General features: G+C 53.8%; 21 protein-coding genes and 4 tRNA genes. 20 read left to right on the forward strand and 5 right to left on the reverse strand.

Going from position 1 to position 24,863, the window contains the following annotated elements:
• The gene (gene rluD / locus HCX89_RS19190) at positions 1–975 is read right to left on the reverse strand and encodes a 23S rRNA pseudouridine(1911/1915/1917) synthase RluD (protein WP_025012060.1); all 975 of its coding nucleotides are present in this window, start codon (positions 973–975) and stop codon (positions 1–3) included.
• A gap of 122 nt (positions 976–1,097) precedes the next feature.
• On the opposite strand from rluD, the gene HCX89_RS19195 reads away from it, so the two are divergent.
• From HCX89_RS19195 to HCX89_RS19220, 6 genes are all read left to right on the forward strand, one after another.
• Positions 1,098–1,859, forward strand: coding sequence for an outer membrane protein assembly factor BamD (locus HCX89_RS19195; RefSeq protein ID WP_025012059.1), 762 nt, complete (start codon positions 1,098–1,100; stop codon positions 1,857–1,859).
• Positions 1,860–2,125: 266 nt separating this feature from the next.
• Positions 2,126–2,201: transfer RNA gene (locus tag HCX89_RS19200), tRNA-Phe, on the forward strand.
• A 52-nt stretch (positions 2,202–2,253) separates the two neighbouring features.
• Positions 2,254–2,340, forward strand: a tRNA-Leu gene (locus tag HCX89_RS19205).
• Positions 2,341–2,380: 40 nt separating this feature from the next.
• Positions 2,381–2,467, forward strand: a tRNA-Leu gene (locus HCX89_RS19210).
• A gap of 32 nt (positions 2,468–2,499) precedes the next feature.
• Positions 2,500–2,586 (forward strand) — tRNA-Leu (locus HCX89_RS19215).
• Between the two features lie 165 nt (positions 2,587–2,751).
• On the forward strand, positions 2,752–4,374 hold the full coding sequence (locus tag HCX89_RS19220; RefSeq protein ID WP_028780878.1) for a methyl-accepting chemotaxis protein: 1,623 nt from the start codon (positions 2,752–2,754) through the stop codon (positions 4,372–4,374).
• A gap of 211 nt (positions 4,375–4,585) precedes the next feature.
• On the opposite strand, the gene HCX89_RS19225 is transcribed toward HCX89_RS19220, so the two are convergent.
• Positions 4,586–6,448 (reverse strand): methyl-accepting chemotaxis protein, encoded by a 1,863-nt coding sequence (locus HCX89_RS19225; RefSeq protein ID WP_144380045.1) that lies wholly within the window; start codon positions 6,446–6,448, stop codon positions 4,586–4,588.
• A gap of 293 nt (positions 6,449–6,741) precedes the next feature.
• On the opposite strand from HCX89_RS19225, the gene HCX89_RS19230 reads away from it, so the two are divergent.
• From HCX89_RS19230 to HCX89_RS19245, 4 genes are all read left to right on the forward strand, one after another.
• Positions 6,742–7,698, forward strand: coding sequence for an ornithine cyclodeaminase family protein (locus HCX89_RS19230; protein ID WP_144380044.1), 957 nt, complete (start codon positions 6,742–6,744; stop codon positions 7,696–7,698).
• 255 nt (positions 7,699–7,953) lie between these two features.
• Positions 7,954–8,493, forward strand: a complete 540-nt coding sequence (locus HCX89_RS19235) for an RNA polymerase sigma factor (RefSeq protein ID WP_028780880.1) — start codon at positions 7,954–7,956, stop codon at positions 8,491–8,493.
• A complete protein-coding gene (locus tag HCX89_RS19240; RefSeq protein ID WP_025009055.1) occupies positions 8,490–9,011 on the forward strand; it encodes a hypothetical protein in 522 nt (173 codons plus the stop codon). Before HCX89_RS19235 ends, HCX89_RS19240 begins: the two co-directional genes overlap by 4 nt.
• Positions 9,008–9,946 carry a DUF4097 family beta strand repeat-containing protein gene (locus HCX89_RS19245; protein ID WP_167717073.1) on the forward strand — a complete coding sequence of 313 codons (939 nt, stop codon included), beginning with the start codon at positions 9,008–9,010 and terminating at the stop codon, positions 9,944–9,946. Before HCX89_RS19240 ends, HCX89_RS19245 begins: the two co-directional genes overlap by 4 nt.
• A gap of 47 nt (positions 9,947–9,993) precedes the next feature.
• Here the strand turns inward: HCX89_RS19245 and HCX89_RS19250 are convergent, their stop codons facing one another.
• Complete coding sequence (locus tag HCX89_RS19250) at positions 9,994–10,638, reverse strand: pseudouridine synthase (RefSeq protein WP_229799909.1); 645 nt, start codon at positions 10,636–10,638, stop codon at positions 9,994–9,996.
• Positions 10,639–10,922: 284 nt separating this feature from the next.
• On the opposite strand from HCX89_RS19250, the gene HCX89_RS19255 reads away from it, so the two are divergent.
• From HCX89_RS19255 to HCX89_RS19275, 5 genes are all read left to right on the forward strand, one after another.
• Entirely contained in the window at positions 10,923–11,441 is a 519-nt protein-coding gene (locus tag HCX89_RS19255; RefSeq protein ID WP_223828995.1) for a sugar O-acetyltransferase, read from the forward strand.
• A 190-nt stretch (positions 11,442–11,631) separates the two neighbouring features.
• A complete protein-coding gene (locus HCX89_RS19260) occupies positions 11,632–13,731 on the forward strand; it encodes a M13 family metallopeptidase (protein WP_071237054.1) in 2,100 nt (699 codons plus the stop codon).
• 142 nt (positions 13,732–13,873) lie between these two features.
• A complete protein-coding gene (locus HCX89_RS19265; RefSeq protein WP_167717075.1) occupies positions 13,874–14,656 on the forward strand; it encodes a RelA/SpoT domain-containing protein in 783 nt (260 codons plus the stop codon).
• A 68-nt stretch (positions 14,657–14,724) separates the two neighbouring features.
• Positions 14,725–15,129 (forward strand): SMI1/KNR4 family protein, encoded by a 405-nt coding sequence (locus tag HCX89_RS19270; protein WP_025888807.1) that lies wholly within the window; start codon positions 14,725–14,727, stop codon positions 15,127–15,129.
• A 60-nt stretch (positions 15,130–15,189) separates the two neighbouring features.
• A complete protein-coding gene (locus tag HCX89_RS19275; RefSeq protein WP_054744555.1) occupies positions 15,190–15,693 on the forward strand; it encodes a DUF4447 family protein in 504 nt (167 codons plus the stop codon).
• A gap of 46 nt (positions 15,694–15,739) precedes the next feature.
• Here HCX89_RS19275 and HCX89_RS19280 read toward each other — a convergent pair whose 3' ends face one another.
• Together HCX89_RS19280 and HCX89_RS19285 are read right to left on the reverse strand one after the other, a co-directional pair.
• Positions 15,740–16,366 carry a glutathione S-transferase family protein gene (locus HCX89_RS19280; protein WP_107353149.1) on the reverse strand — a complete coding sequence of 209 codons (627 nt, stop codon included), beginning with the start codon at positions 16,364–16,366 and terminating at the stop codon, positions 15,740–15,742.
• A 257-nt stretch (positions 16,367–16,623) separates the two neighbouring features.
• Positions 16,624–19,206 carry a TonB-dependent receptor gene (locus HCX89_RS19285; protein ID WP_107353165.1) on the reverse strand — a complete coding sequence of 861 codons (2,583 nt, stop codon included), beginning with the start codon at positions 19,204–19,206 and terminating at the stop codon, positions 16,624–16,626.
• Positions 19,207–19,372: 166 nt separating this feature from the next.
• On the opposite strand from HCX89_RS19285, the gene HCX89_RS19290 reads away from it, so the two are divergent.
• From HCX89_RS19290 to HCX89_RS19310, 5 genes are all read left to right on the forward strand, one after another.
• Positions 19,373–19,918, forward strand: a complete 546-nt coding sequence (locus tag HCX89_RS19290) for a PH domain-containing protein (RefSeq protein ID WP_054744554.1) — start codon at positions 19,373–19,375, stop codon at positions 19,916–19,918.
• Positions 19,919–19,971: 53 nt separating this feature from the next.
• Complete coding sequence (locus HCX89_RS19295; protein WP_243756884.1) at positions 19,972–21,195, forward strand: Nramp family divalent metal transporter; 1,224 nt, start codon at positions 19,972–19,974, stop codon at positions 21,193–21,195.
• A 9-nt stretch (positions 21,196–21,204) separates the two neighbouring features.
• Positions 21,205–22,368 (forward strand): serine hydrolase, encoded by a 1,164-nt coding sequence (locus tag HCX89_RS19300; RefSeq protein WP_109248879.1) that lies wholly within the window; start codon positions 21,205–21,207, stop codon positions 22,366–22,368.
• A gap of 104 nt (positions 22,369–22,472) precedes the next feature.
• Positions 22,473–22,937 carry a DUF1456 family protein gene (locus tag HCX89_RS19305; protein ID WP_025009045.1) on the forward strand — a complete coding sequence of 155 codons (465 nt, stop codon included), beginning with the start codon at positions 22,473–22,475 and terminating at the stop codon, positions 22,935–22,937.
• 225 nt (positions 22,938–23,162) lie between these two features.
• On the forward strand, positions 23,163–24,851 hold the full coding sequence (locus HCX89_RS19310) for an NAD-dependent malic enzyme (protein WP_044735067.1): 1,689 nt from the start codon (positions 23,163–23,165) through the stop codon (positions 24,849–24,851).
• The last annotated feature ends 12 nt before the right edge of the window (positions 24,852–24,863 follow it).

Consider the following 24,863-nt stretch of genomic DNA (forward strand, 5'->3'; position numbering starts at 1 on the left):
TTACAGATACTCCGGCGGATGCTCTTCGGTGTCTTTACGCAGCGCCTTGGTCAGCTCGACCATATCCTCGGGGATAGGTGCCTGCCAGCTCATCAGCTCACAGGTAATGGGGTGCACCAACTCCAGTCGCACCGCATGCAGCGCCTGGCGCTTGAAGTTTTTCAGCACTTCGAAAAAGGCTTCACTGGCGGCCTTGGGGGGTTTTGGACGACCACCATAGACGGGATCGCCCACCAACACATGACCTATATAAGCCATATGCACCCGGATCTGGTGAGTCCGGCCACTTTCCAGCCTCAAGCGCAAGCGGGTATGGGCGCGGAATTTTTCCGCCACACGATAGTGAGTCACAGCCGGCTTACCGCTGTGGTGCACCGCCATATGAGTACGCTTGGTGGGGTGACGCCCGATAGGCTCATCCACTGTACCACCGGCTGTCATGGTGCCCAGCACTATGGCTTCATACTCACGGGTAATGTCGCGCGCCTGCAGCGCCGCCACCAGATGAGTCTGGGCCTCAACAGTCTTGGCTACCACCATCAGGCCTGTGGTGTCCTTATCGAGACGATGGACAATACCGGCTCTGGGCACATGTTCTATCTCAGGGCAATGATGCAGCAGGGCGTTCATCAAGGTGCCATCACTGTTACCGGCACCGGGATGCACCACTAAACCCGCCTGCTTGTTGATCACCAATATATGGTCATCTTCATAGACGATATTCAGATCGATAGCCTGAGCCTCGGCGTGCACCTCTTCTTCCAGAGTGGCTTGAACCTCTATCTCCTGAGATTCCAACACCTTCTCTCTGGGCTTGTTTACCACAGTACCATCAACGGATACTTTGCCATCGAGGATCCATTCCTTGATCCTGGTACGGGAGTAATCGGGGAACAACTCGGCCAAAGCCTGATCCAATCTCAGACCGGTTTGGGTTGCTGATATCTCGCTTTTTAGATTAATCTCTTGCGTCATAGGAACCGTCCCCAGTTAATGGGGTCAAAAACTGTGTACTTTCTGGTACACTCGGAATCGGCCATTTTATCGTGAAATGGAAAAATTCTTAACTACAACTTACTCAAGAATCGAATTCAAGTATGCATAATATTGCCAAAGGCGCTGCCATAGCCTTTTTTTCGCTGGCCATTGTGGCCTGTAGCAGCAAACCGGAAGACGACTTAATTACCAGCAAGCTGTCTCCGGACGTTCTCTACTCCCAGGCCCGCACCTCTATGGAGCTGGGTAACTATACCAAGGCTGTGCGTTCACTGGAGGCATTGGATTCCCGCTTCCCCTTTGGCCCACACAAGACTCAGGTTCAGCTGGATCTGATTTATGCCTACTATAAGTTGGATGATACCCCGTCGGCAGTCGCCAACATCGACAGATTTATCCGCCTCAACCCCACCCACCCGGATATAGACTATGTCTACTATATGCGTGGACTGGTGAATATGCAGGCCGACAACTATCTGTTCCATGACATGCTCAATATAGACAGAAGCGACAGGGATCCTCAGTTTGCTCTCGATGCCTTCAAGGACTTCGAGCGCCTGATCAAGACTTATCCCAACAGCAAGTATGCAGCCGACGCCCAGAAGAGAATGCAGCACCTGAAGAATCGTCTGGCGCTGTATTCGGTTAAAGTGGCCGAATACTACCTGAAAATGAATGCCTGGAGCGCAGCCGCCATCAGGGCCCAGTCTGTAATGGAAACCTATCCAGGCACCCCATCGATAGAGCGCGCCCTTGAGATCATGGCCACCGCCTACGATGAGCTGGGTCAGGAGCAGTTAAAACAGCACGTACTCACTGTCATGCGTGCCAACTATCCGGGGAATGACCTCCTCAAGGATTAATCCCTTAACGCCCCACTTTAACGTGGGGCGTTTTGTTTTCAGGGCAAGACCAAGCCCAGCCCCCTTAAGCCTCAGGATCCCGGCTTTACAGGTCGAGTTTTCGATTTGGCTAATTCACCCCTAGCCCAGTAATGGCGCGGCTTTCGCTCAAAAGCTAAGCAATATGCGCCTTTTCGAGTAAAACTTGCTCAAACACGCGATATTTTGAAATATTTCTCAGAAAAGAGTTGACTCAAAACCGTAAAAGTCTTTTAATGCACGCCGTCGCCCGAATAGCTCAGTTGGTAGAGCAGCGGATTGAAAATCCGCGTGTCCCTGGTTCGATTCCGGGTTCGGGCACCACCTTCAACTTTAAGGTGCTCAGGCGACTGAGGAAATTGCAAGGCAGTACAGTGCAGGTGTGGTGGAATTGGTAGACACGCCAGCTTCAGGTGCTGGTGCCCTCACGGGCGTGGAAGTTCAAGTCTTCTCACCTGTACCACTTTGCAATAATAGTTAGCTGTACGTTAGACTCTAAGTGTGCAGGTGTGGTGGAATTGGTAGACACGCCAGCTTCAGGTGCTGGTGCCCTCACGGGCGTGGAAGTTCAAGTCTTCTCACCTGTACCAATTAACACATAAAGAGTCGAAATGAAAACAGTGCAGGTGTGGTGGAATTGGTAGACACGCCAGCTTCAGGTGCTGGTGCCCTCACGGGCGTGGAAGTTCAAGTCTTCTCACCTGTACCAATCATTTAAACCTCGCGATGCGAGGTTTTTTTGTATCCAAAATTTGCCTCTCTCTCGTCTCACGCGCTTCATACTTTTTTGCTATACCTTTTGTATGGCTCAACAAATTGGAATGACAGAGCCTGATCCAAGGATGTATTACCCTCTGGACTAAGGTTCTCAAGCATGAAGTTACAACTGAAACACAAGATGTTGCTCGGTATGGCCGTGCCTCTTCTCTTGATGCTGCTACTCTGTGGTATCGCCATCAATATCATGAACAAAATCGACTCAGGGGTAGAAAATATCTACAGCGACCGGGTTGTACCACTCAAAGATCTCAAAAGCATTGGCGATGATTATGCCGTCTTTGTCATAGATGCCATCAATAAGGCCAATGCCGGAGATTTCAGTGCCGAACAAGCCAGAACCGCACTGGATGAAGCAGACAAGAGCATCAAACAGAGATGGCAGGACTACACAGCTACTCAGTTAACCGCCAGAGAGTCACAACTGGTCAATGAGGCCAAGCGGCTGTTTATTCCCGCCGATGAGCAAATAAAACGTCTGCAAAATAAATTGGCCACCATGAGCGGTAATATTCAGGGCCAGCTCAGCCAGGAAATTATTCCTCTCTATCAGGTGATAGACCCCATCAGTGGCAAGATTGCCGAGTTGGTGACCCTGCAATTGGATGTCGCCAGGCAGGAAAGAGATCAGGCTCAGAACCTTTACTCCTCTTCCGTTGTGCTGTTTATCTCTCTGGTCAGTGTGGCAATTATCGCCAGCTTGCTGCTCAGTGTTTGGGTCAATCGCAGCGTCATGTTACCCATAGGCGATATTCTCACCCAGCTGAAGAAAATTCGCAGCGACTCAGACTTAACCGTGCAGTTCAAAACCTTCAACGCCGACGAGCTGGGGCAGATATCCGATAACTTAAGAGATGTGATATCTCACCTCAGGGGGATACTCAACAACATTGCCAATGCCGCCAATACGGTCAGCGACTCGGCGACCGAGCTCTCAAGCTTCACCCAACAAACCAACGAGCGCATGCACAGACAACAGGCCGAGACAGAGCAGACGGCTACCGCCATGAATGAAATGACCGCCACAGTCTCCGAAGTAGCCCAAAGTACCACGGCCGCTGCCGACTCGGCCCACAGCGCCGATGCCAGTGCCGCCAATGGCGATTCAATAGTGCAGGAGTCGATTGCCAGCATGGTGGCACTCTCAGCGCAAATTCAGGGTACGGCGCAGGTGATCACCCATCTGGCCAATGAAAGCCAAAACATAGGCAGGGTACTGGATGTGATTAAGGGAATTGCCGAGCAGACCAATCTGCTGGCACTGAACGCCGCCATTGAAGCGGCCAGGGCCGGCGAGCAGGGCCGGGGTTTTGCCGTGGTGGCCGATGAGGTAAGAACCCTTGCCAGTCGCACCCACAGCTCAACCCAGGAGATTGAGTCCATGATAGCCACCCTGCAGACAGGTGTGCAGGAGGCGGTGACAGCCATGGAGCAAGGCATCACTCAGGTCGAGCAGGCCAACAGCAAGGCCAATATGGCCGGCGAGGCCTTGAAAGAGATAGTGGTGTCAGTCGACTCCATCGCCCAGCTCAATACTCATATCGCCACCGCAGCCGAAGAGCAAAGCAGTGTGGCGGAGGATATCAATCGCAGCATTATGGCAATAAGCGACATCACCCAACAATCGGCCCAGGCAGCCAACGAGTTGACCGAGTCGGTCAGCAACTTAAGCCATCTGGCGGAAAACATGCGCGCCGAAGTGGCCCGCTTCCGTCTCTAACTCTCTGAGGGCCCTTCGGGGCCTATTTTTTATTTCCTGCCAGTTCCAAGCCTTTTGTGAACCAAAAACCTTTTGCCGCCATTCCTGACAGATTCCTCGAAAAAAGCCGTCTGCACAGCAGAGCAAAAAAAGTGCCACAACCGCTAAAGACTACGACTGCAACTAAAACAAAACCGCGGACATGCCGCGGTTTTCGCCTGTGCCTGGAAAGCTAGATTTTGAATTGGCTCACCGCCTGATGCAGGTAATCGGCGCGGTGGCGAACCTCATCGGATGCAGTGGCATTCTCTTCTGCCGCCTGAGCCGATTCCTCGGCAATATCGCGGATCACCACCACGTTCTTGTTCACCTCGGCGGCCACCATACTCTGCTCTTCAATGGCGGCGGCTATCTGAGTGCTCATGTCCATGATATTGGTGACATCGGCATTGATCTGCGCAAGCAAGGTGCCGGCACTGGCCGCCTGTTGGGCACTCTCACCGCCCTGCTTCTGACTCTGCTCCATGATATCCACAATCGAATGGGTACGGCTCTGCAGGGTTTGAATGATGCTGGCAATCTCTTCGGTCGACTCCTGAGTTCGCATCGCCAGACTGCGCACCTCATCGGCCACCACAGCAAAGCCTCTGCCCTGCTCTCCGGCCCTGGCCGCCTCAATGGCAGCGTTCAGTGCCAACAGATTGGTTTGTTCGGCGATACCGCGGATCACATCCAGTACGCTGCCTATGGTCTGACTGTCTTTTTCAAGCTCGGCCACCACATTGGCCGAGTCATCCAACTGCTGTGCCAAAGACTGGATCTTGCTGATGGTATCCTCAACGCCAATCTGGCCTTCCTGGGCGTTGTGGTGGGTCTGCTCCGCCTTACCGGCGGCCAGTTCGGTATTCTTGGCAATCTCGTCTATGGTGGCGCCCATCTCGGTGATCGCTGTGGCAACCATATCGGTTTCATTCAGCTGCTTGGACACACCTTCCGAGGCGCTGATGGCATTGCGGGACAGCTCTTCACAGGACTGGCGCATGGCATCAACAGATTCGATAACCTGCTCGATCAGCTTCTGGAAACTCTCCACCATGCTGTTGAAATGACGTCCTATCATGCCCAGTTCATCGTTGGAGCCCACATCGCAGCGTAGTGACAGATCTTTTTGCTGCTCGATGCGGGAAATAACGCCTGTGATACGTTCGACCGGCCCCATGATGCTGCGGATAATCACCACAGTGCTAATCACCAGCACCAAGGCGATCAGGCCAAACAGCGCCAACCCCAGCATGAAGCTGTTCTGCTGCTCGTTTTCCACCTTGGCTATCGCCAACTCTCTCAGCTTGGTGGATGAGGTTTCCGTGGCAAAGATCGCCTCTCGCAGCTGCCCCATCATGCCCTTGGACTCGTCGAGTCCCAGCTGCTGTTCCTTGGCCACCAAACTCTTGAAGCTTTGCTGGTACTTGCTCATCAGTTGCTCAATATTGCTACGAACACTGTAGTCCAGCAAACTGGCGCTCAAGGCTTCATTGAAGCGTTCAATATTGCTATCAAACTTATTGAGGTAGCTGAGATCCCGCCGCAACATAAAGTCTTTCTCGTTACGCCTCAGTTGCAGCATCAACACCATAAGCTCTGGCACGTTATGTTCTGCCACCAAGCTTTCGACATTGTGCACAGCAGAGCGTAACTCACCGTAGAGGCCACTCTTGGGATCCAGGCCTATCTCCTGTTGCAATTTCACCACACCGGCAAACAACTGTCGGTAGCTGGCCAAATCACGGTTAAAGCTGTTTATCGGTGCCTCGGGGAGATCATACTCCTTGAAGATGACCGCCAACTCTTGCATCAACTGCGCCGTGGCCTGTGCTTCCTGCTGATGTATCTCGACATACTTGAGATCCTGGCGGCCAAAAAAATCCTTTTCATTCTTGCGCATGCTTAATACTTCTTTGTCCAGCTCAACCACTTTCTGGATGGCGATGGACAGTTCAGTCTGCACCGAGCTGGAATATTGCTGCAGTGCAAACATCAATACCAAGGCGCCTATCGAAACAGCGGCACTCAGTAACAACTTGTGGCGAATAAGCATGGTGTTACCTCAATAAAAAACAGTCACTCTAAAAAAATAGTCGCAATTCTGTTGCCGTGTTAGCTGAGTTAATCCGGTAACAAAAATGTCACCTTATATTGTCAATGATTAACCTATTGAAAAACAGTCACTAGCCTTGTCACAGTGCAAAAAAAACTTAAAAAAATTCTATTAACTGAGTCAAAAAAACCGAAAGCGCCAAGCATCTGTCTTTCATGAGGGTTTTTGCCTTTCAAACAACAATTGCATACAGTATTCAAAACTTTAAAATGCACACAAGGAAGCGCAACACCATGAAAATCATTCCAGCAGAGCAAATCCAGCAGGTGTTGGATTTCCCATCCCTGATAACCGCCCTCAAACATAGCTTTGCCAACGCCCCCGATCTTCCCAAGCGAAACCTTTACCCGCTGGACAAGAGCAGCAAGGATGCCTTCGCCGTACTACCGGCTTGGGATGATTCGGCAATTGCCGTCAAGGCATTCAGTTACTTTCCGGAAAACCCCAGTCGCAACGCCGAGCTCAAGAGCCTCTACTCGCAGATACTGTTATTCAGCCGGGAAACAGGGGAACCCTTGGCTTTACTTGATGGCACCAGCATTACCTACTGGCGTACAGCGGCCGTCTCGGCCTTGGCCGCTGCTTCACTGGCACGGGAAGATGCCAATCACCTGCTGCTGTTCGGCACTGGTAATCTGGCAAGCTATATGGCACTGGCTCATGCCGCCGTCAGACCGATAACCGAAATCGCTATCAGGGGCCGCAGCCGGGATAAGGCTGCCAAGGTAATGGAACAGATAGGCGCTAAACGCCCGGATATCCGACTCAGTTTTTGCGAGGAGATAGAGCGGGATGTTGCCAACGCCGATATCATCAGCTGCGCCACCGGCAGCCCCGTGCCTCTGTTTGATGGCAACTGGGTAACACCCGGCACCCATGTCGATCTGGTAGGCAATCATCATCAGGATGCGCGGGAGTGCGATACCGAGCTGATGCTCAGATCTCAGGTCTTTGTCGATAACCGCAGCAATGTGTTTGCCGAGGCCGGAGAACTGCTGCTCCCCAAGGCCGAAGGCGTATTCCAACTGGAGCAGGTTAGCGCCGAGCTGGCCGAGCTTTGCCGCGTAGAACACAGCGGCAGACAAAACCGCGAGGAAATCACCCTGTTCAAGAGTGTTGGCAGCGCCTTGGGAGATTTATCGGCCGCCAATCTGGTGTATCGCACCCTGTATCCAGGCGATAACACTTGAATCTGCCCGCTCCCGGTCATTGGACTCGGCCAAATAACTGCAACAGAATAAAGCGTAGAAAACAGCCTATAATTGACAGTTAACAATAAAATCTAATAGATTGATTAACAATGACTTTTAAATAGAATCCTTCAGTAAGCAAAATACTGGAGGATTTTTTTAATTCTTTTTTAAACCTTTTAAGCGGGTCAAACTATCCAATTACCATGACTCGCCCAAACCATTAAGGACAGCCCAGTGAATGCCAGCCCGCAGCTGACAGAAACCAGATACCAGCAAGAAGTGGACTTCCCGCTGGTGCAGCGTGCCCGTTTGGGGGACAAGCTTGCCTTCGCCGAGCTCTACCGTCTGCACCATGGCAGAGTCTATGCGTTGTGTTTGCACCTGGCCGGCCAGGTGCCACTGGCAGAAGAGATGACCCAGGACTGCTTTATCCGTGCCTGGGAGAAGCTGGACCAATTCCGCGGTGAAAGCAAATTCAGTACCTGGCTGCACAGCCTGAGCGTCAATCAGGCATTGAGCAGTTTGAAAAAGCAGCGCAGCTTCTGGGCCAGATTTCTGCCTGTGACCACAGAGGCAGACACAGAAGAGTCGACCACAACCCACACGGAGGAAACCTCTGTGTTGGAGCGCAAGATCCTCAAGTTACCCGAGCGGGCCAGAGTCGTGTTTGTGCTGTTTGCCATTGAGGGCTACAGCCATGAAGAGATAGCCGCCATGATGGGCACAAGTACCGGCACCAGCAAGGCGCAGTACCACAGGGCAAGAAACTTGCTTCAGGAGATGTTGTCATGAACAAGCAGCCAACATTGGAACAACTGATAGAACAACTGCCACGGGAAAAAACACCCGAGCGCGACCTCTGGCCTGAAATCGCCGCCAGGCTGGAACAATCTCAGCCACCCAAGGCCGCAAAATCCAGCAACGGCTGGCGTAATCTGGCTATCGCCTGCAGCCTGCTGTTGGTGTCCCTGCTCGGCTATCAGGGATTGCAGCAAACCCAAAGCCGTGTCGACCCACAGATGCTGGCCATGCTGGAGCAGTTGCAGTATCAACACCAACAACAGGTGAAACAACTGGAAGCCAGTGTCAATTTCGGCCAATGGCAAAAGGTCAGCATGACCACGCCGCTCAGTCGCGGCATAGATGAACTCAGGGAAGCCGCAACGCAGATATTCCAGGCACTAAAACAAGACCCGACCGATCAACAACTTTGGCAACTCTGGCTTTGGGTACAGCAAAGGGAGATAGAGCTGCTCACCCGGGGTGAACAACTGCCCACTCAACTCGACCAACAAGGAATCAGCATATGAACAAGATATCACTAACCCTACTCTCCTCAGCGCTGCTGCTGAGCCCGGTATTGCATGCGGCCGAGAAGGTCGATCAAAGCGCGGCGCTGGAGTCCGGAGCCAAATTGAATATCAAGATCCAACGGGGAGAGGTGAAGATCCGCAGTTGGGACAAGGCTGAAGTCGCCATCAAGGGCAAGCTGGATGAGCTCAGTGAAGGCCTGGTGTTTGGTCAGCAGGGCGGCAGCTTTGTTATCGAAGACAAGCTGCCAAAGAGCTATAACAGCCGGGACAAAGACGGCTCAAAGCTGGAGATCTTTCTGCCCGCCACAGTCAATATGAAGCTTAAAGGCGTTTCCGCCGATTATGACCTGCAAGGATTGGAGGGTGAGATCAGCTCGGCCAATGTCAGTGGTGATATCAAGGGCCTGGATCTCAAAGGCAATCTGCAACTGACCACGGTTTCCGGCAGTATCCACACCCAGAGGAGCCAGGGTGAACTGTATCTGGAAACCGTTTCCGGCGACATTGAGGATAAACAGAGTCTGGGCAAGGTGAGTTATCGCCTGGTGAGCGGCGAACTGAACGCGGAGAGTGATGCCATTGAAGTGGAGCTGGATCAGGTCTCGGGCAAGAGTCAGTTGACCCTGAAGGCTCCCGAGTCGCTCAAGGCCAGAACCGTCAGTGGCGACTTGAGTATTGCCATGCAAAGCCTGGCCGGCAATGCCAATGTCGATAGCGTCAGTGGCGATATTGAACTCAAGTTTGCCAAACTGCCGAATGCCGCCTTTGATATCAGCGGTGGCCCAGGTGGCAAGATTGACAACCAACTGACTCAGGACTCACCGAAAAAAGCCAAGTACACCAAGGCTGAATCGCTGCAGTTCCAAAGCGGTTCCGGCCAGGCCGATGTCAGTATCAACACCATCAGTGGCCGGATTAAACTGCAGCAATAATCAGCTGTATCGCACCAAGGCCTCCGGCTGGCCTTGGTGCCTTTTCTTCAGCCTACCGAGGCTATCTCGGCTTCGGTCAGATAACGCCACTCACCGGGTTCCAGTTCACTATCCAGCTCTATGGCGCCGATTGACTCACGATGCAGGGCTTCCACTTTATTGCCCACAGCGGCAAACATACGTTTCACCTGATGATATTTGCCTTCGGTAATGGTCAACAAGACTTCGGTCGGGCTAATTAACTGCAACTGCGCCGGCCGGGTCAGCCCCTCTTCCCGGTGCAGCGCCAGGCCGGCGGCAAATTGCGGGATCAAGTCTTCAGTAACAGGGGTGGCCAGCCACACCCGGTAGCGTTTGCCGCATTCCTTCTTGGGAGAGGTTAGCTTGTGCGACCACTGGCCATCGTCGGTAATCAACACCAGACCTGTGGTATCGGCATCCAGGCGCCCGGCAATATGCAGGCTCTCGGGCTTTTCTATCTCCAGTAGACTGATGACCGAAGGATAGACCTCATCCACGGTTGAGCAGATGGTATCGACCGGCTTATGCAACATCAGATATCTGTTGCCTATCAAGCTGATAGGTTCACCATCGAAACACACTCTCATGCCATCACGCACCTTGAAGCTGGAGTCCTTGACGATTTCACCATCGACACTGATTTCACCGCGGTGCAGCGCCTTCTTGGCCATGGAACGGGTCAGCTCTGTAGACTCACAGATAAATTTATCTAAACGCACTTGGCTATCCAACCTCTTGAGTTTATGCCGTGTCAATTGCGCGCCATTATGGAGCCTGACGGGCTAAAGGGCAAAGACTTGCTTGCGTACCAGTTACACCGGCGGCAGACTCGGGATATCCGCCTCACGATAAGGCCATCTAGCCCAATATGCAGACCGATATTCAAGACTCTCAAGCCGCCAATAATTCCTTGGCTGAAACCGACAACCCGGCCTTGGCGAAAATTTATCACAGGATGATCAGCGGCGAGGAATATTGCTGTGTGGATCCTGAACTGCTGCGTTTTCGTGCCAAGCAACAAGGGCTAAACCGCAAAGCCAATCTGGATCCCGATGGCCATATTCCTCCAGGACTACTGCCCAATCTGGCACCGAATGCCATGATCTGCACGCCATTCTTTGTCAGTTATGGCATCAATCTGCAACTGGCATCCGGAGTATTTATCAATACCAACGCCACTTTGCAGGACAATGCCCCCATCACAATCGGCGCCAACAGCATGCTGGGCCCCAATGTGCAGTGCTATACGGCAACCCACCCGCTGGAGGCAGCTCCCCGCATTGCCGGGCTGGAAACCGCCCGCGCCATACATATAGGTGAGCGGGTCTGGATCGGGGGTGGCGCCATCATATTGCCAGGCGTGCACATAGGTGACGAGGCTGTCGTCGCAGCAGGCAGCGTGGTCACCAAGGATGTACCCGCCGGCACCCTGGTGGCCGGAAATCCAGCGAGGGTCAAACGCTCACTCAAATAAGCGCCTGTAACCTTTGCTTACAACTCCCGCGGCGCCGAGGCTCGCTGTCATCGCTGCGGGACTTGTTTACATTCCCACACAGGCCTTAACATAGGCATCACTGCGGTTTTTCCCGAACAAACGGGTGTGCAGCCAATCTGATAAAAATGTCCCCTCGCGGGACACCAAAGAACAAAGAAAAGGAAACAGCATGAGAAAAGTACTCATTGGGGGATTGTGTGCCTCACTCATCGCAGGCCTATCTGCCTGTAATGACAAAACGGCTGAGACCCAGGCTGAAACAGCCAAACAGCCGGAAGTCGCCAAAACCGCAACTGCCGCCGCCGTCAGCCAAGCCCTGGGCTCGGGGATTGAATTTGCCAACTTTGACAAGTCTGTTCGTCCTCAGGATGACTTCTATACCTATGTCAACGGCGGCTGGATCAAGAACACAGAGATCCCGGCAGATCGCACCAGCACAGGCGCATTCTATGACCTCAGGGAAAAATCCCGTGACGATGTCAAAGCCATTATTGAAGAAGTGGCGCAGAGCAAAGATCTCAAGCCCGGCAGCGACGAGCAAAAAGTGGCCGATCTTTACCGCTCCTTTATGGACAGCGATACGCTCAACCAGTTGGGGATCAAGCCACTGGAGAGCGAGCTGGCAATCATAGATGCCATCAAAGACAAGCAAGCACTGGCGGCCTACTTCGGCAAGAGCCAAATTCTCGGTGGCGGCACGCCCATGGCCTTCTATATCGATGTTGATGCCAAGGACTCCAGCCGCTATGCCACCCATATCTGGCAATACGGCCTGAGCCTGCCTGAGAAAGACTATTACTTCAACGAAGGTGAGCGTTTCGTCAACATCCGCAAGGCCTTTGTTGAGCATATCGCCAAGATGTTCACCCTGGCCGGTTTTGCCGAGCCACAACAAAGCGCCGAAGCCATCATGAAGCTGGAAACCGCTATTGCCGCCAAGCATTGGGATGTGGTTGAAAGCCGTGACAGCACCAAGACCTACAACAAATTTGAGGTCAAAGAACTGTCAACATTGGCGCCGGATATCGACTGGAACGCCTACCTGACTGCGCTTGGCGCCGACAAGCAAGCCGATATCATCATTAATCAGCCCAGCTTTATCGAAGGTCTGAACCAGATAGTCAAAGACACAGATCTGGCGACCTGGAAGACATATATGCGCTGGCAGCTGTTGACCCACTTCGCCTCAGATCTGAGCGAGCCGCTGGATAAAGAAAACTTCGAGTTCTTCGCCAAGACACTCAACGGTCAGCAAGAACAGGAACCTCGTTGGAAGCGCGGTGTAGCCAAGGTCAACAGCCTGCTGGGTGAAGTCGTGGGTAAAGTATACGTCAAGCGCCACTTCGCCCCTGAAGCCAAGGAGCGGATGGAGCATTTGGTGGAAAACCTGCGCGGTGCCTACGCCGACAGCATAGATGAACTGGAGTGGATGGGCGCAGACACCAAAGTCGCCGCCAAGGAAAAACTGGCCAAGTTCAACCCGAAAATCGGCTACCCCGACAAGTGGGAAGACTACAGCAAGCTGACTATCAAGGCTGACGACCTGGTCGGTAACGAGATCCGCGCCGGTGAAGTGGAACATCAGAAGCAACTGGCCAAGTTGGGCAGTCCTATAGACAAAGGCGAATGGCACATGACGCCACAAACCGTCAACGCCTACTACAACCCGACCATGAACGAAATCGTGTTCCCGGCCGCCATCTTGCAGCCACCTTTCTTTAATATGGCTGCCGACGATGCCGTCAACTATGGTGGTATAGGTGCGGTTATCGGCCATGAGATGGGTCACGGCTTTGACGATCAGGGTGCCAAGTTCGACGGCGAAGGCAATATGCGCGACTGGTGGACCGAGCAGGATCTGAAAGAGTTTGCCGCCCGCGGTAAGGCGCTAATCGCCCAGTATGACGGCTACTATGTGTTTGACGACCTGCACGTTAACGGCAGTCTGACCCTGGGTGAAAACATCGGCGATCTCTCTGGTGTCACCATAGCCTACAAGGCCTACAAAAAATCCTTGGCGGGCAAAGAGGCTCCGGTAATCGATGGTCTGAGCGGTGATGAACGCTTCTTCCTCGGCTTCGCCCAAATCTGGCGCGCCAAGATCAAAGAGGAAGCGATGCGCAACCGAGTGGCCACAGATCCTCATTCACCGGCCAAGTTCCGCGCCATAGGTTCACTGTCCAATATGCCGCAGTTCTACAGCACATTTGATGTGAAGCCAGGTGACGGCATGTATATTGAACCGGCCCAGCGCGTGAAAATCTGGTAATTTTACGCTTGCTCAGAAAGGCGCCTCAAGGCGCCTTTCTTTTTAGATGAATAAAGTTTCATTTGAGGTTCAGCAAGGGTTCAGAGCCAAGTGCTACATTGGAGTCAAAGCCACTTAGAAGTCATTCTGGATGCGAGGCCCCATGACCCGATTATTCCGCACTTTCCTGGTTTTCCTGTTATTGCTTTCGGCGCGCACCGCCTACGCTCAGCCTTCAGAATATGAAGCTGAACTGAGAGAAGACAGCAGTTACAGCCTGCACCAAAACTCGGCCATCCCATTCAATGCCCTCAAGAAACAAAGCTTCAGCGCCCCAAGGCAGCCCGTTTCCAGCCTCAATGCCCTCTATAAGCAGGCACCTTTGGCACAAAATGAATTGCACAGTCTCCTGTCACAGATAGCCAATCAGAGCGAGACCGAGCTGCAACTGGCCAAGGTGAAAGAGCGTCAACGGGCCGAAGCCAAGGTGGCACACAAGCTGAATAACAACCCCGCCGCCCTGACAGATCTGGTGCGAGCCACCCTGATAGCCGACAACCTTGATGACCTGCAGCTGGCCTTTGACACCCTGAATCAACAGGCCGATGTGCTGCAGGTCAAAGACAGGTTTGCCCAGCCCAAGGCCTCCGGTTATCGGGATATCAACCTGCTGCTGCAGCTGCCGAAAAGTGGCCTGATTGCCGAAGTCCAGTTGCACTTAAGGGAGATTGCCGCCATCAAAAACGGCGCCGAGCACCAAGTCTATGAAGAGGTGCAAGCGATGGAACATAAGGCTGCCCGCGAGCAAAGGCCTTTGAGCGAGCTGGAACTGGCAAGGATCCAGAAGCTGCGCCAGGAATCACACAAGCTGTACCACAAGGCTTGGTTGGGTTATAAACGCCAACAAACTCAGACTCTTGGTATAAAAAATACCATAGTCGCCTGACAAAGCTTGTCAGCGGCCAACAAGCCGCTATACTCCAGCGCATTGACCCTCGGCCAAAGCGTAAAATCATGCATGAAATCATAGAGCAACTGCAGGAACTGTCAGAGCAGGTTCCCGTACCGCTGGATCTGCCCGGCTTTGACGATCTGGTGGATATCGAAGAGCAGATACTCATCCCTCTGCCTTCGGAGCTGAAAGAATATCTGCTGCATGCCAGTGATGTTATCTATGGCAGCCTGGAGCCGGTGACCGCTGCCGATCCCCACTCCCACACCTATCTGCCGGAAGTGACCTCCTATGCCTGGTCGCTGGGAATGCCCAGAGATCTGATTGCCATTTGCCAAACCGGCGATGACTTTTACTGCATAGATCAGGAAGGTGTGGTCTACTTCTGGAACCAGGACGGCCTGGATGAAGAAGATTGCTGGGAGTCATTCTGGCAATGGGTCGAAGACGTCTGGCTGCAAAGCTGACACAGGCCGGCATGCCCAGGGCGCCCCGCCATCAGACACATAGAAAAAACAGGAAGCATTATGTCCAAACAATATCCGCTCAACGCCATCGAGTTTCAGTGCCTGCGCCAATCTCTTGGCTTGGGTACCGCCCAGGCCGCCGAGTTGCTGAAAGTCGATGAAGCCGAGTTGCTCTCCTGGGAAACGGGCGAGGCGCAGGTAAGCGAACTGGCCCAGAAAAAACTGCTGGAAATCGACGATATTATCGAAATGCAGGTGCTGAACACCTGTGATGGTATCGAGGCCATGTTCAAGAAAGAACCCAAGCGCCGTTTGGCCTTTGTGGTTTATCCCACCCAGGCGATTTACATCCAGTACAACCCTGAGTTTTTAAGCTCGTTGCCACTCACTGAGCTGTACAACACCGCCGCCTGGCGGATCAAGAAAGAGTGCAAACTGGTGCAGGAAGTGGATATCAGCCTGGTGCCATTGGATGTGGAATCCTACAAGGCCTTCAGAGAGCAGCAAGGCGGGCTGGGTGAGAGCCGCGAAAGCCGCGCCAAGTGGGCGGCCGCGCAGCTCTGAAATATCACGGCCCTGAAATACCGCGGCTTTGAAACCAGAGTTTGAATTAATCAGTTAAATTGGCGCTGGCTTTGTCCAGCGCCTTTTTCATTGCCGGACGCAGGTTAAGCCTGTCTCGGTAAGCCGCCAGTTTGGGCGGGATCTGCTGCTCAAAAATGGTGGCCCAGTTAAGGGTGTGGGCCAGTAGTATATCGGCCACAGTCAATTCATCACCGAGCAAAAATGGGCTATCAGGCAGCCACTGCTCGGCAATCGCCGCGGCCTTGTTGAACTCCCATACGGCAGTGGCCTGAATCGCCGCCACCCGCTGCTCCTCCGGCAAGGCAAACCTGTGCTTGCCCATGGTCCACAACGGCTGCTCCAACTCGGTTATCACAAAGCTCAACCATTGATGATGATGCCCGGAGGCTGCCGTGCCAGGCTTGGGCAACAGACGCCCCTCACCGTAACGTTCGGCCAGATAGAGCATAATGGCCGCCGATTCGGTCAATATCAGACCGTCATCCTCTAGCACAGGGATTTTGCCGCAGGGATTAAGCGCCAGGAACTCAGGAGTGCGGTTCTGCTGCTTGGCCATATCAACAAAGTGAAACTCCCAGGGCAGTTCCAGCTCTTCCAACAACCAGGAAACCCGCAGCGCCCGGCTTCGCGGCGTGCCATAGAGTCGAATCATATTACTTTCCTTAAATTGCCCTGTCGCCATAAGCAATGGCTAACGCAGGTATGGTGGCAGAAAAGGCGCCCGCAGGCGCCATGATGATAAGGTCAACAGCAACAAGATACTCCCACTGCCTCAAGCTTGTCACTCTGTCCTTATTTCTCGGCTCTTATTTCTCGGCTCTTATTTCTCGGCTCTTGTCTCTCACTTCTCATCTCAACTCTCCAGCATCCGGCCCTTGCCAGTTTGCCATCAAGGGCCGGGTGCCTGCCTCAGAAGTTAAGACTGACCTTGGTGTAGATGAAACGGCCTCTGGGATTATGCACAGACATCACATAGCCATAGAGATCCGCATCGCCATCGCCTATGGCAAACGGCGGCTCCTCATCCAACAGGTTGTTGACCCCGAGCGTCCACTTGAACATTTCGTTGAAACGGTAGGAGGCCTGCAAGTCCACCAGGAACTGGGCATCCACCATACGTGACTTGTTCTCGGTAAAGTCGAGGGCTCCGTCGAAGTTGATGTCCGGCGTATCTTCAAATTCGCCTATGTAGCTGACATTGAGGTTGGCGGCAAAGTCGCCCATGGTCCAGTTAGTGCTGGCCAGCCAGCGGTACTGGGGATACTCATATTCGCCGGTATAATCCAGGCCGTCCTTTTCAAACTTGTCCAGATAGCTCCACTCAAGGCCAAACTTAAGATCGCCATAGCTGTCCAGTTCCAGGCCGTAGTGAGCCGAGATATCCAGGCCCTGTGCCTCCTGGGAGCTTAAGTTAACAAAGCTTGAGTGAATCACATCAAGCACCCCGAGCGGCTCGCCACCGGCGGGGGGCAGACGCACACAGATAGCACTGTTTTGATCATTACAGTTGGCGGCATAGATATCGCCCAGAGGCTGCTCGTCTATCTTGTTGTCCTGGGTGATGTTCCAGATATCGAAGCCGATATCGAACTTCTGGCTCGGCGCCCAGATCATGCCTATGTTCCAGGTTTCCGACTCCTCGGCGTCCAGATCCGGGTTACCGGCAAATACCGTGTTGTAATCCAGCACCTCACAGTCAGCCTCTGAGATACCCTGAGCGGTGCAGGCATAGGTATCTTTAAAGAAGTTACTCTTTTCCGAAGGGCCCAGGCCTATCTGGGCCAGCGATGGCGCCCGGAACCCCTGGGCCCAGGAGGCGCGCATGCTCAAGTCTTCTGTCATGCCCCAATGGAACGCCACCTTGGGATTGGTGGTGGAGCCAAAATCGCTGTAGTGATCGTAGCGCCCCGCCAGTTGCAGCTCGAAGCTGTCGGTCACCGGAATGGAAAACTCCAGGTAGGCGGCATACTGATCACGCTCGGCCGCGGCGGAAACCGCTTCAGTCCCGAAGATAAGCCCGCGCTGGAATTGCTCATCGGGCACATCGCTAACATCCTCTTCACGATATTCCATCCCGGCGGCCAGCATGATATCCCTGTCTGCCAGGGTAAAGGCATGCCCCGAAATGCTGGCATCATAGGCGGTAATATGTGACTTGCCCTGACGCACCAGACTGGTGGTAATGGCATCTATCACTTCGGGTGAGTTGATGGTGCCGCCAAAGGGGTTGTAGTTGCCGAGATTGATTTGCTCCTGCAGATAGTCCACTCGCACCCAGCCCTGGCTGCGATCCCCTGTCTGGGTCGACTCACTGCGCCCCTTTTGGGCTGAGACTTCCCAGTCCCACTCCTTGAAGCTGCCGCGCAGACCAGCCACCAATCTCAAGCTGTCGGACTCGATATCCCAGCGGCGGGGACCGGCATCTACTGTGCGGAAGCGGCCTATGTCGATGTCCTGACCAAAAGGATTGTTGGGATGTGAACCGGGAACCGTCAAACCGGCGGTTTCATCCAGCGGTGTGGCGGCACCACCGGCCTTGGAGGTATTGTGCTGAGCCGCCAGCTCCAAAAAGGCGGTCAGGGAATCACTCAGGTGATACTCAAACTGACCTATGGCGCCTATGCGCTCGGCCTCGGGGATCACCAAGTTATAGGGGCCATAATCGAACAGGCAGCTGCCGCTCGATGTGGCGGAATCGGCCGGACAAGCCGGATCTATGGTCTTGACGCCATTGACATAGAAATACCCCGGAAAACCCCGGGAAGAACGGAAATCCTCCCCGCCCCAGGGCGACTGATTGGCGGTACCAAACTGCCCCATCTCATCGGCGCTCAGGGTCGAGTTGCTGAAATAATCCAGGATCACAGACGCACTGCCCTTGTCACTCATGGTGCCCCACACCAGACTGGCGGTCTTTTCGTTGTAATTGGGGCCATCTGTGGCGCCATAGCCGAGATTAACTTCAATGCCTTCGATGTTTTTCCTCAGCACTATGTTGACCACCCCGGCGATGGCATCCGAGCCATAGATGGCCGAGGCGCCGTCCTTGAGTATATCTATCCGCTCAATGGCCGATACGGGAATGCTGTTGATATCGACAAAAGAATTGCTGACCCCTTCGGCAAAGGCACTGATGGAAACCCGGCGACCATTGATCAGCACCAGGGTCGCATCCGGCCCCATACCACGCAGGCTGATGGCGGCGGCACCGTTGGCGGTAGAGTCCTGGCTGTTGCCGCGGGTGGAGAAAGTGCCGGCACCGGCCGCCGGCATCCTTTCCAGCAACTGTTGCAGGTTGTCATAGCCCATGTTGGCAATATCTTCTTTGCCTATGGATTGAATGGGCGATGGGCCTTCCATATCGGTACGTTTGATCCGCGAGCCTGTTACTTCGATGCGCTCCACAGACTCCTCGGCCGCGAAGGATTCACCGGCAGAGGTCAAGGCAAGTGCCACGGCGCAGGCACTCAAGGTGAGGTGAGGTCTGTTCATAATCATCCCTAATTTCTTCAGTTGTTTTTTGGAAAAACAACCACGACTACAAACTTCCGTGTTGTCATATTTTTATAACATTTACCAATTCAACTTAACTCTTTAATATCTAAAGTCAATGCCTCTAACTGGGGTAAATTTGATTTTACTGATATAGGAAGTCGCCATGCCCACAGCCGCCGCGCCACTGCTTCAGGCCCGCTTTGCCGATAATCTCGGACTCTATTGGTTGATGTCTGGTGTGTTCACTCTTTGCCTCAGTATTGTCGGCATTCCCTTGTTGCTGCTATGGCTGCCCATTGGCTTGTGGGGCACACGCCGCTATATCGCCAACATGAGCGCCGAGCTGACCGAGCGTAAGCTAGTAGTGCGCCGCGGCCTGCTGACCCGTACCGAAAATACTGTGCCCTTGGATAAAATCACCGACATGGCGCTTATTCAGGGGCCATTGATGCGACTGTTCGGTCTGAAGAAACTCAAGGTGGAAACCGCCGGACAATCCGGCAATGACGCCCTGATAAGCCTGGTTGGCATAGTCGATGCCGACGGATTTCGCGCCGCTGTGCTGGCACAAAAAGAGCGTTTGGATCACAAGGAGCCCAGCTCAAATGGACAGGACAGCAACCATGAGCAGCTGATGTTACTCAGGGAGATCCGCTCCTCACTGGTCAATATCGAATCCTTACTGGCCCGGGGAAAGAGCGCGCCATGAATGACACTACGTTGAATAACAAAGGTTTTTCCTTCACTCACCTTAGGCACTTAATGGCCGCCATGGGCCCGGGCGTTCTGGTGGCTGCAGCGGCCATAGGCGCCTCGCATCTGGTGGCTTCAACCCGCGCAGGCGCCGAATTTGGCTGGCAGTTGGCCTGGCTGGTGGTGCTGGTCAATCTGCTCAAATATCCCTTCTTTGCCGCCGGAGCCAGATACACGGCGGCGACCGGCGAGAGTCTGCTTGAGGGCTATCTCAGGCAAGGAAAAGGCTATCTGTGGCTGTTCAGTCTGCTCAATCTTGTTGCCGCCATTGCCAGCACCGCCGGGGTCAGCATGCTGAGTGCCGCCATGCTGACTCAGTTTGTGCCGCTCGGCATAGATATTCTGTCTTTTATCGTGCTCTGCACCAGTTTGCTGCTGTTGTTGCTTGGGCGCTATAGCCTGCTTGATCGCATGACCAAAGTTGTGATGGCGCTGTTGACCCTGGGCACTCTGACAGCCGCTGCCATGATGCTGGGGGTGGAGTCTGTGCTGGATAAAGACTTCGTCTCCCCCTCTCCCTGGCAATGGGCCTATCTTGGTTTTTTGATCGCCATGATGGGCTGGATGCCGGCACCGATTGAAGTCAGCGCCTGGAACTCACTGTGGCTACTGGAGAAACAGCGCATCAATCAACAGCAGGCCGCTCTGAGCGCTGCCCAGGCCAGGTTGGATTTCGATATCGGCTATTGGCTCACCGCCTTGCTGGCACTGGTGTTTCTCAGCCTGGGTGCCGGTGTCATGCATGGCTCGGGAGCCTCCTTTGCCGACTCGGGAGCCCAGTTTGCCGGGCAGTTGATCTCCCTCTACGCCAGCGTGCTCGGGGAGTGGAGCCGTATGCTTATCGCCTTGGTGGCGCTGCTGTGTATTTTCTCCACCACTGTCACTGTGCTCGATGGTTACAGCCGCACCCTGGATGCCGGTTGGCGCCTGCTGCTTGAGCGCCGCCCCAGCGGTAAACGCCTGGCTGGGATCATGCTGGTTATGTCGCTGCTGGCCTTGCTGCTGATCCTGTTCTTCAAGGGTGCCTTGCTATCACTGTTGGAATTGGTGATGATCCAGGCCTTTATGACCACCTGCATCTTTGCCTGGTTGAATCTACGGCTGATGAGTTCCAAAACCCTGCCGACTGAGGCCCGTTACGGCAGGGGCATGCAACTTTGGGGCTGGCTGGGACTCGGTTACCTGTTTGGCTTTGCGTTGCTGTTTATCTATTGGTATTGCTACATCAAATAAGGAAGTTGCATGAACTCCTCACCGCTGGCGCAGCCGCGCTTTTTAGGACTAAAACTCTCATCAACAGTCAAAGGCATGAGCATGGCCTGCCTGCTGGGATTCACTCTTAGCCTAAGCGCTGCGCCGAGATCCGAACAAGAGCCTGCACCAGGCAAGGATTCGGCGCCATCTGTCTGCCACAGCGAAGAGCTGACACGACAGCTGCTGCTGATAATCAAGCAAAACCCCCTGCCCTTCAGCGGCGTAATCGAGTTGAGGCAAGGTAAAAAGATACTGCTGAGCCATGCGGCCGGAGAAAGCCAGGGCAAACCCATCACCTCTGATAGCCAATTTGTGCTGGGTTCACTGTCAAAGCAAGTGTTTGCCGTCTTGGTGATGCGGGCGATAGAAAGAGGCGATTTCAAGCTCAATGACAGCGCCGCTGCCCTGCTCGGCAAAGAGGCCGAACTGGATCCGGCCATCACTGTCGCCATGCTGCTGAGCCACACATCCGGCATAAGCATCCAAGGACAAGCCTTGCTGTTCACCCCGGGCAGCGATTTTAAATACAGCAATGACAATTATTGGCTGCTGGCCGAGATCCTCAAGCGTGAAGGCAGCAGCAGTACCCAATTGCTGCAGCGCTTCTTTGATGCCGAGGGGCTTGAGCTCAAGGCCCGCACCGGCAGTATTGAAAGTATTCAGGAACAGTTACCCAATCTGGCGATAGGAAGAGCCGAGACTGACAGCGGCTTTGAAAGTGTGGCCGAGCAGTTGACTCTCACAGATAAGCTACTGGCCAGCGGCGCCCTTATTGGCTCCGCCTCCGCCTTTGCCGATTTTCAGCAGGCCCTGCATCAGGGGCAACTGCTTAGCCGTGGCGGCTATTTGCAGTTGCTGGCGCCGAGAGGCAAACGCCCCCATCGTTGGGGCGAGCTGAATTATGCCGCCGGAATACAACTGAGCCCTGAGTTGCCCCTGGAGTTCAGCCACAGTGGTTACATAGCGGGTTATATCAGCACTGCGATTTATTATCCGGACTCGGGCTTCAATCTGGTGGTGCTGGAAAACACCTCTTGGTCACTCAAAGATATAGGCCGGGTGTTCGCCCTTCACGACAAGCTGCGACAGGCGGTGCGCGAAACGGCCGCGAACTGTCCACTGGAAAAAGCGGCAAATCTGCCTGGCTTTTAGGTATAATGCCGCAATATTGCGGAGCCTCCGCGCCCAACGCACCTAAGTCAATCGCCAGACAGTGTTAAAACTAAGCCGGGAGTCAAACCGGCCCAGGGACATTCATGACCAACAACGATATTCTGCGCCGCTTGCGCTTTGTCTTTAATTTCAACGACTCCAAGGTATTACGTCTCTACGCCAAAATGAAGCGTGAAATGAGTGAAGCTGAGCTGGCCGGCCTGCTCAAGAAAGAAGATGAAGAAGGGTTCCGTCCCTGTGACGATCGTACCCTGTGCCAGTTTCTCGATGCCGTGATCATCGACAAACGCGGCCTGCGTCCCGGCAGTGGCATTCCGCAGCCGCTCCCCAGCCTGAACAACAACATCATCTTCAAGAAACTCAGAATCGCCTTGGAACTGAAAGAAGAAGATATTATTGCCATTCTTGAACTGGCCAACTTCCGCATCGGCAAGGCTGAGCTGAGCGCCCTGTTCCGCAATCCTGAGCACAAGCATTACCGCTACTGTGGTGATCAGTTGATGCGTAACTTTATCAAAGGCTTGTCACTTAAATACCGCGGTAAGTAAGCCAACAAGCAACAGCTGATATCTCCTTTGGAACCAGGCATCCGCCTGGTTCTTTGTTTTGTGTCGTTACCCTCTTAGGCTCAGGCCAACCCGGTTTGCCGCGTTTTAAACAAAATTTTTGCTCAAGCCCTCGCCTACAGGCAACAAAGATCACATTTCGTGGTAACCTATGCGGATTTAGATCACAGCCCGTCATCCACAAGCAAAGAACATAAAAGGTTAGCCATGGACGATAATAAACGCCCCTTATATCTGCCTTTTGCCGGTCCGGCTATTCTCGAAGCGCCGTTGATCAACAAAGGTAGTGCATTTACCGAGGAAGAGCGTATTTTCTTCAACCTCGAAGGCCTGGTGCCCTACGTGATTGAAACGATCGAAGAGCAGGCCTCACGTGCCTACGATCAGTTCAAGAACTTCAGCAATGATCTGGACAAGCATATCTATCTGCGCAACATCCAGGACACCAACGAGACCCTCTTCTATCGTCTGGTTCAGAACCACATCACAGAGATGATGCCTATCATCTACACCCCAACCGTCGGGTTGGCCTGTGAACGCTTCTCCAAAGACTACCGCCGTAACCGCGGCCTGTTTATCTCCTATCCGAACAAGGATCGCATCGACGACATCCTCAACAACTCCACCCGTCACAAGGTGAAGGTGATAGTGGTTACCGACGGTGAGCGCATTTTGGGGCTGGGCGATCAGGGGATCGGCGGCATGGGGATCCCGATTGGAAAGCTGTCGCTCTACACCAGTTGCGGCGGCATCAGCCCGGCTTACACTCTGCCCATTACCCTGGATGTGGGAACAGATAACCCGCATCTGCTGGAAGATCCCATGTATATGGGTTGGCGCCACCAGCGCATAGGTGGTGAAGAATATCTGGAATTTATTGAAGCCTTTATGCAGGCGGTTCATCGCCGCTGGCCCGAGGCCTTGATCCAGTTTGAAGACTTCGCCCAGAAAAACGCCATGCCGCTGCTGGAGCGTTACAAGGATAAATACTGCTGTTTCAATGATGACATTCAGGGAACCGCCGCCATCACAGTTGGCTCACTGCTCGCCGCCTGTAAGGCCGCCGGCACTCAGTTGAGCCAGCAAAGAGTTGCCTTCCTCGGCGCCGGCAGCGCAGGCTGTGGCATCGCCGAAGCGATTATTGCTCAGATGGTTTCCGAAGGGATCAGTGATGAGCAGGCCAGACGCCAGGTGTTTATGGTCGATCGCTGGGGACTGTTGCAGGACAATATGCCCAACCTGTTGCCATTCCAACAGAAACTGGCGCAAAAGAGCGAAGAGCTGCAGCAATGGAGCAATTTCGGTGACAACATCTCATTGCTGGATGTGGTCAACAACGGCAAGCCGACTGTGCTTATCGGGGTTTCCGGCGCCCCAGGGCTGTTCAGCGAGGAGATCATCCGCGCCATGCACAGCCACTGCCCAAGACCGATAGTGTTCCCGCTGTCCAACCCCACCAGTCGGGTTGAAGCCACGCCCAAGGATATTCTGCATTGGACCAATGGCCAGGCACTGGTTGCCACCGGCAGCCCCTTTGAGCCTGTGGTCATAGACAATCAGACCTATGAAATCGCCCAGTGCAACAACAGCTATATCTTCCCCGGCATAGGCCTTGGGGTATTGGCCAGTGGTGCCAAGCGGGTCTCTGATGAGATGCTGATGGCCTCCAGCCGCGCCCTGGCGGAATGCTCGCCGCTGGCGCTCAACGGCAGTGGTTCTCTGCTGCCTAAGCTGGAAGAGATCCAGAAGGTCAGCAAGCACATCGCCTTTGCCGTTGGCAAGGTCGCCATCGAACAGGGTCATGCATTGCCGACTTCCGATGAGCTGCTGTTGCAGGCCATAGAAAGCAATTTCTGGCAGCCTGAGTATCGCCGCTACAAACGTACTTCCTTCTAAGAGCGTCCGTGC

The sequence above is a fragment of the Shewanella sp. Iso12 genome, from assembly GCF_012030025.1.
Classification (GTDB): Bacteria; Pseudomonadota; Gammaproteobacteria; order Enterobacterales; family Shewanellaceae; genus Shewanella; species Shewanella algae.

What these genes read in the sequence shown, in the direction of transcription:
- HCX89_RS19245 (WP_167717073.1), top strand. Translation starts at nt 9,008, where the DNA reads ATGAACAAGATATCACTAACCCTACTCTCCTCAGCGCTGCTGCTGAGC.
- HCX89_RS19195 (WP_025012059.1), top strand. Translation starts at nt 1,098, where the DNA reads ATGCATAATATTGCCAAAGGCGCTGCCATAGCCTTTTTTTCGCTGGCC.
- HCX89_RS19225 (WP_144380045.1), bottom strand. Translation starts at nt 6,448, where the DNA reads ATGCTTATTCGCCACAAGTTGTTACTGAGTGCCGCTGTTTCGATAGGC.
- HCX89_RS19305 (WP_025009045.1), top strand. Translation starts at nt 22,473, where the DNA reads ATGACCAACAACGATATTCTGCGCCGCTTGCGCTTTGTCTTTAATTTC.
- HCX89_RS19255 (WP_223828995.1), top strand. Translation starts at nt 10,923, where the DNA reads ATGATCAGCGGCGAGGAATATTGCTGTGTGGATCCTGAACTGCTGCGT.
- HCX89_RS19280 (WP_107353149.1), bottom strand. Translation starts at nt 16,366, where the DNA reads ATGATTCGACTCTATGGCACGCCGCGAAGCCGGGCGCTGCGGGTTTCC.
- HCX89_RS19250 (WP_229799909.1), bottom strand. Translation starts at nt 10,638, where the DNA reads ATGGCCAAGAAGGCGCTGCACCGCGGTGAAATCAGTGTCGATGGTGAA.
- HCX89_RS19230 (WP_144380044.1), top strand. Translation starts at nt 6,742, where the DNA reads ATGAAAATCATTCCAGCAGAGCAAATCCAGCAGGTGTTGGATTTCCCA.
- HCX89_RS19300 (WP_109248879.1), top strand. Translation starts at nt 21,205, where the DNA reads ATGAACTCCTCACCGCTGGCGCAGCCGCGCTTTTTAGGACTAAAACTC.
- HCX89_RS19260 (WP_071237054.1), top strand. Translation starts at nt 11,632, where the DNA reads ATGAGAAAAGTACTCATTGGGGGATTGTGTGCCTCACTCATCGCAGGC.
- HCX89_RS19310 (WP_044735067.1), top strand. Translation starts at nt 23,163, where the DNA reads ATGGACGATAATAAACGCCCCTTATATCTGCCTTTTGCCGGTCCGGCT.
- HCX89_RS19270 (WP_025888807.1), top strand. Translation starts at nt 14,725, where the DNA reads ATGCATGAAATCATAGAGCAACTGCAGGAACTGTCAGAGCAGGTTCCC.
- HCX89_RS19295 (WP_243756884.1), top strand. Translation starts at nt 19,972, where the DNA reads ATGGCCGCCATGGGCCCGGGCGTTCTGGTGGCTGCAGCGGCCATAGGC.
- HCX89_RS19220 (WP_028780878.1), top strand. Translation starts at nt 2,752, where the DNA reads ATGAAGTTACAACTGAAACACAAGATGTTGCTCGGTATGGCCGTGCCT.
- HCX89_RS19285 (WP_107353165.1), bottom strand. Translation starts at nt 19,206, where the DNA reads ATGAACAGACCTCACCTCACCTTGAGTGCCTGCGCCGTGGCACTTGCC.
- HCX89_RS19240 (WP_025009055.1), top strand. Translation starts at nt 8,490, where the DNA reads ATGAACAAGCAGCCAACATTGGAACAACTGATAGAACAACTGCCACGG.
- rluD (WP_025012060.1), bottom strand. Translation starts at nt 975, where the DNA reads ATGACGCAAGAGATTAATCTAAAAAGCGAGATATCAGCAACCCAAACC.
- HCX89_RS19290 (WP_054744554.1), top strand. Translation starts at nt 19,373, where the DNA reads ATGCCCACAGCCGCCGCGCCACTGCTTCAGGCCCGCTTTGCCGATAAT.
- HCX89_RS19265 (WP_167717075.1), top strand. Translation starts at nt 13,874, where the DNA reads ATGACCCGATTATTCCGCACTTTCCTGGTTTTCCTGTTATTGCTTTCG.
- HCX89_RS19275 (WP_054744555.1), top strand. Translation starts at nt 15,190, where the DNA reads ATGTCCAAACAATATCCGCTCAACGCCATCGAGTTTCAGTGCCTGCGC.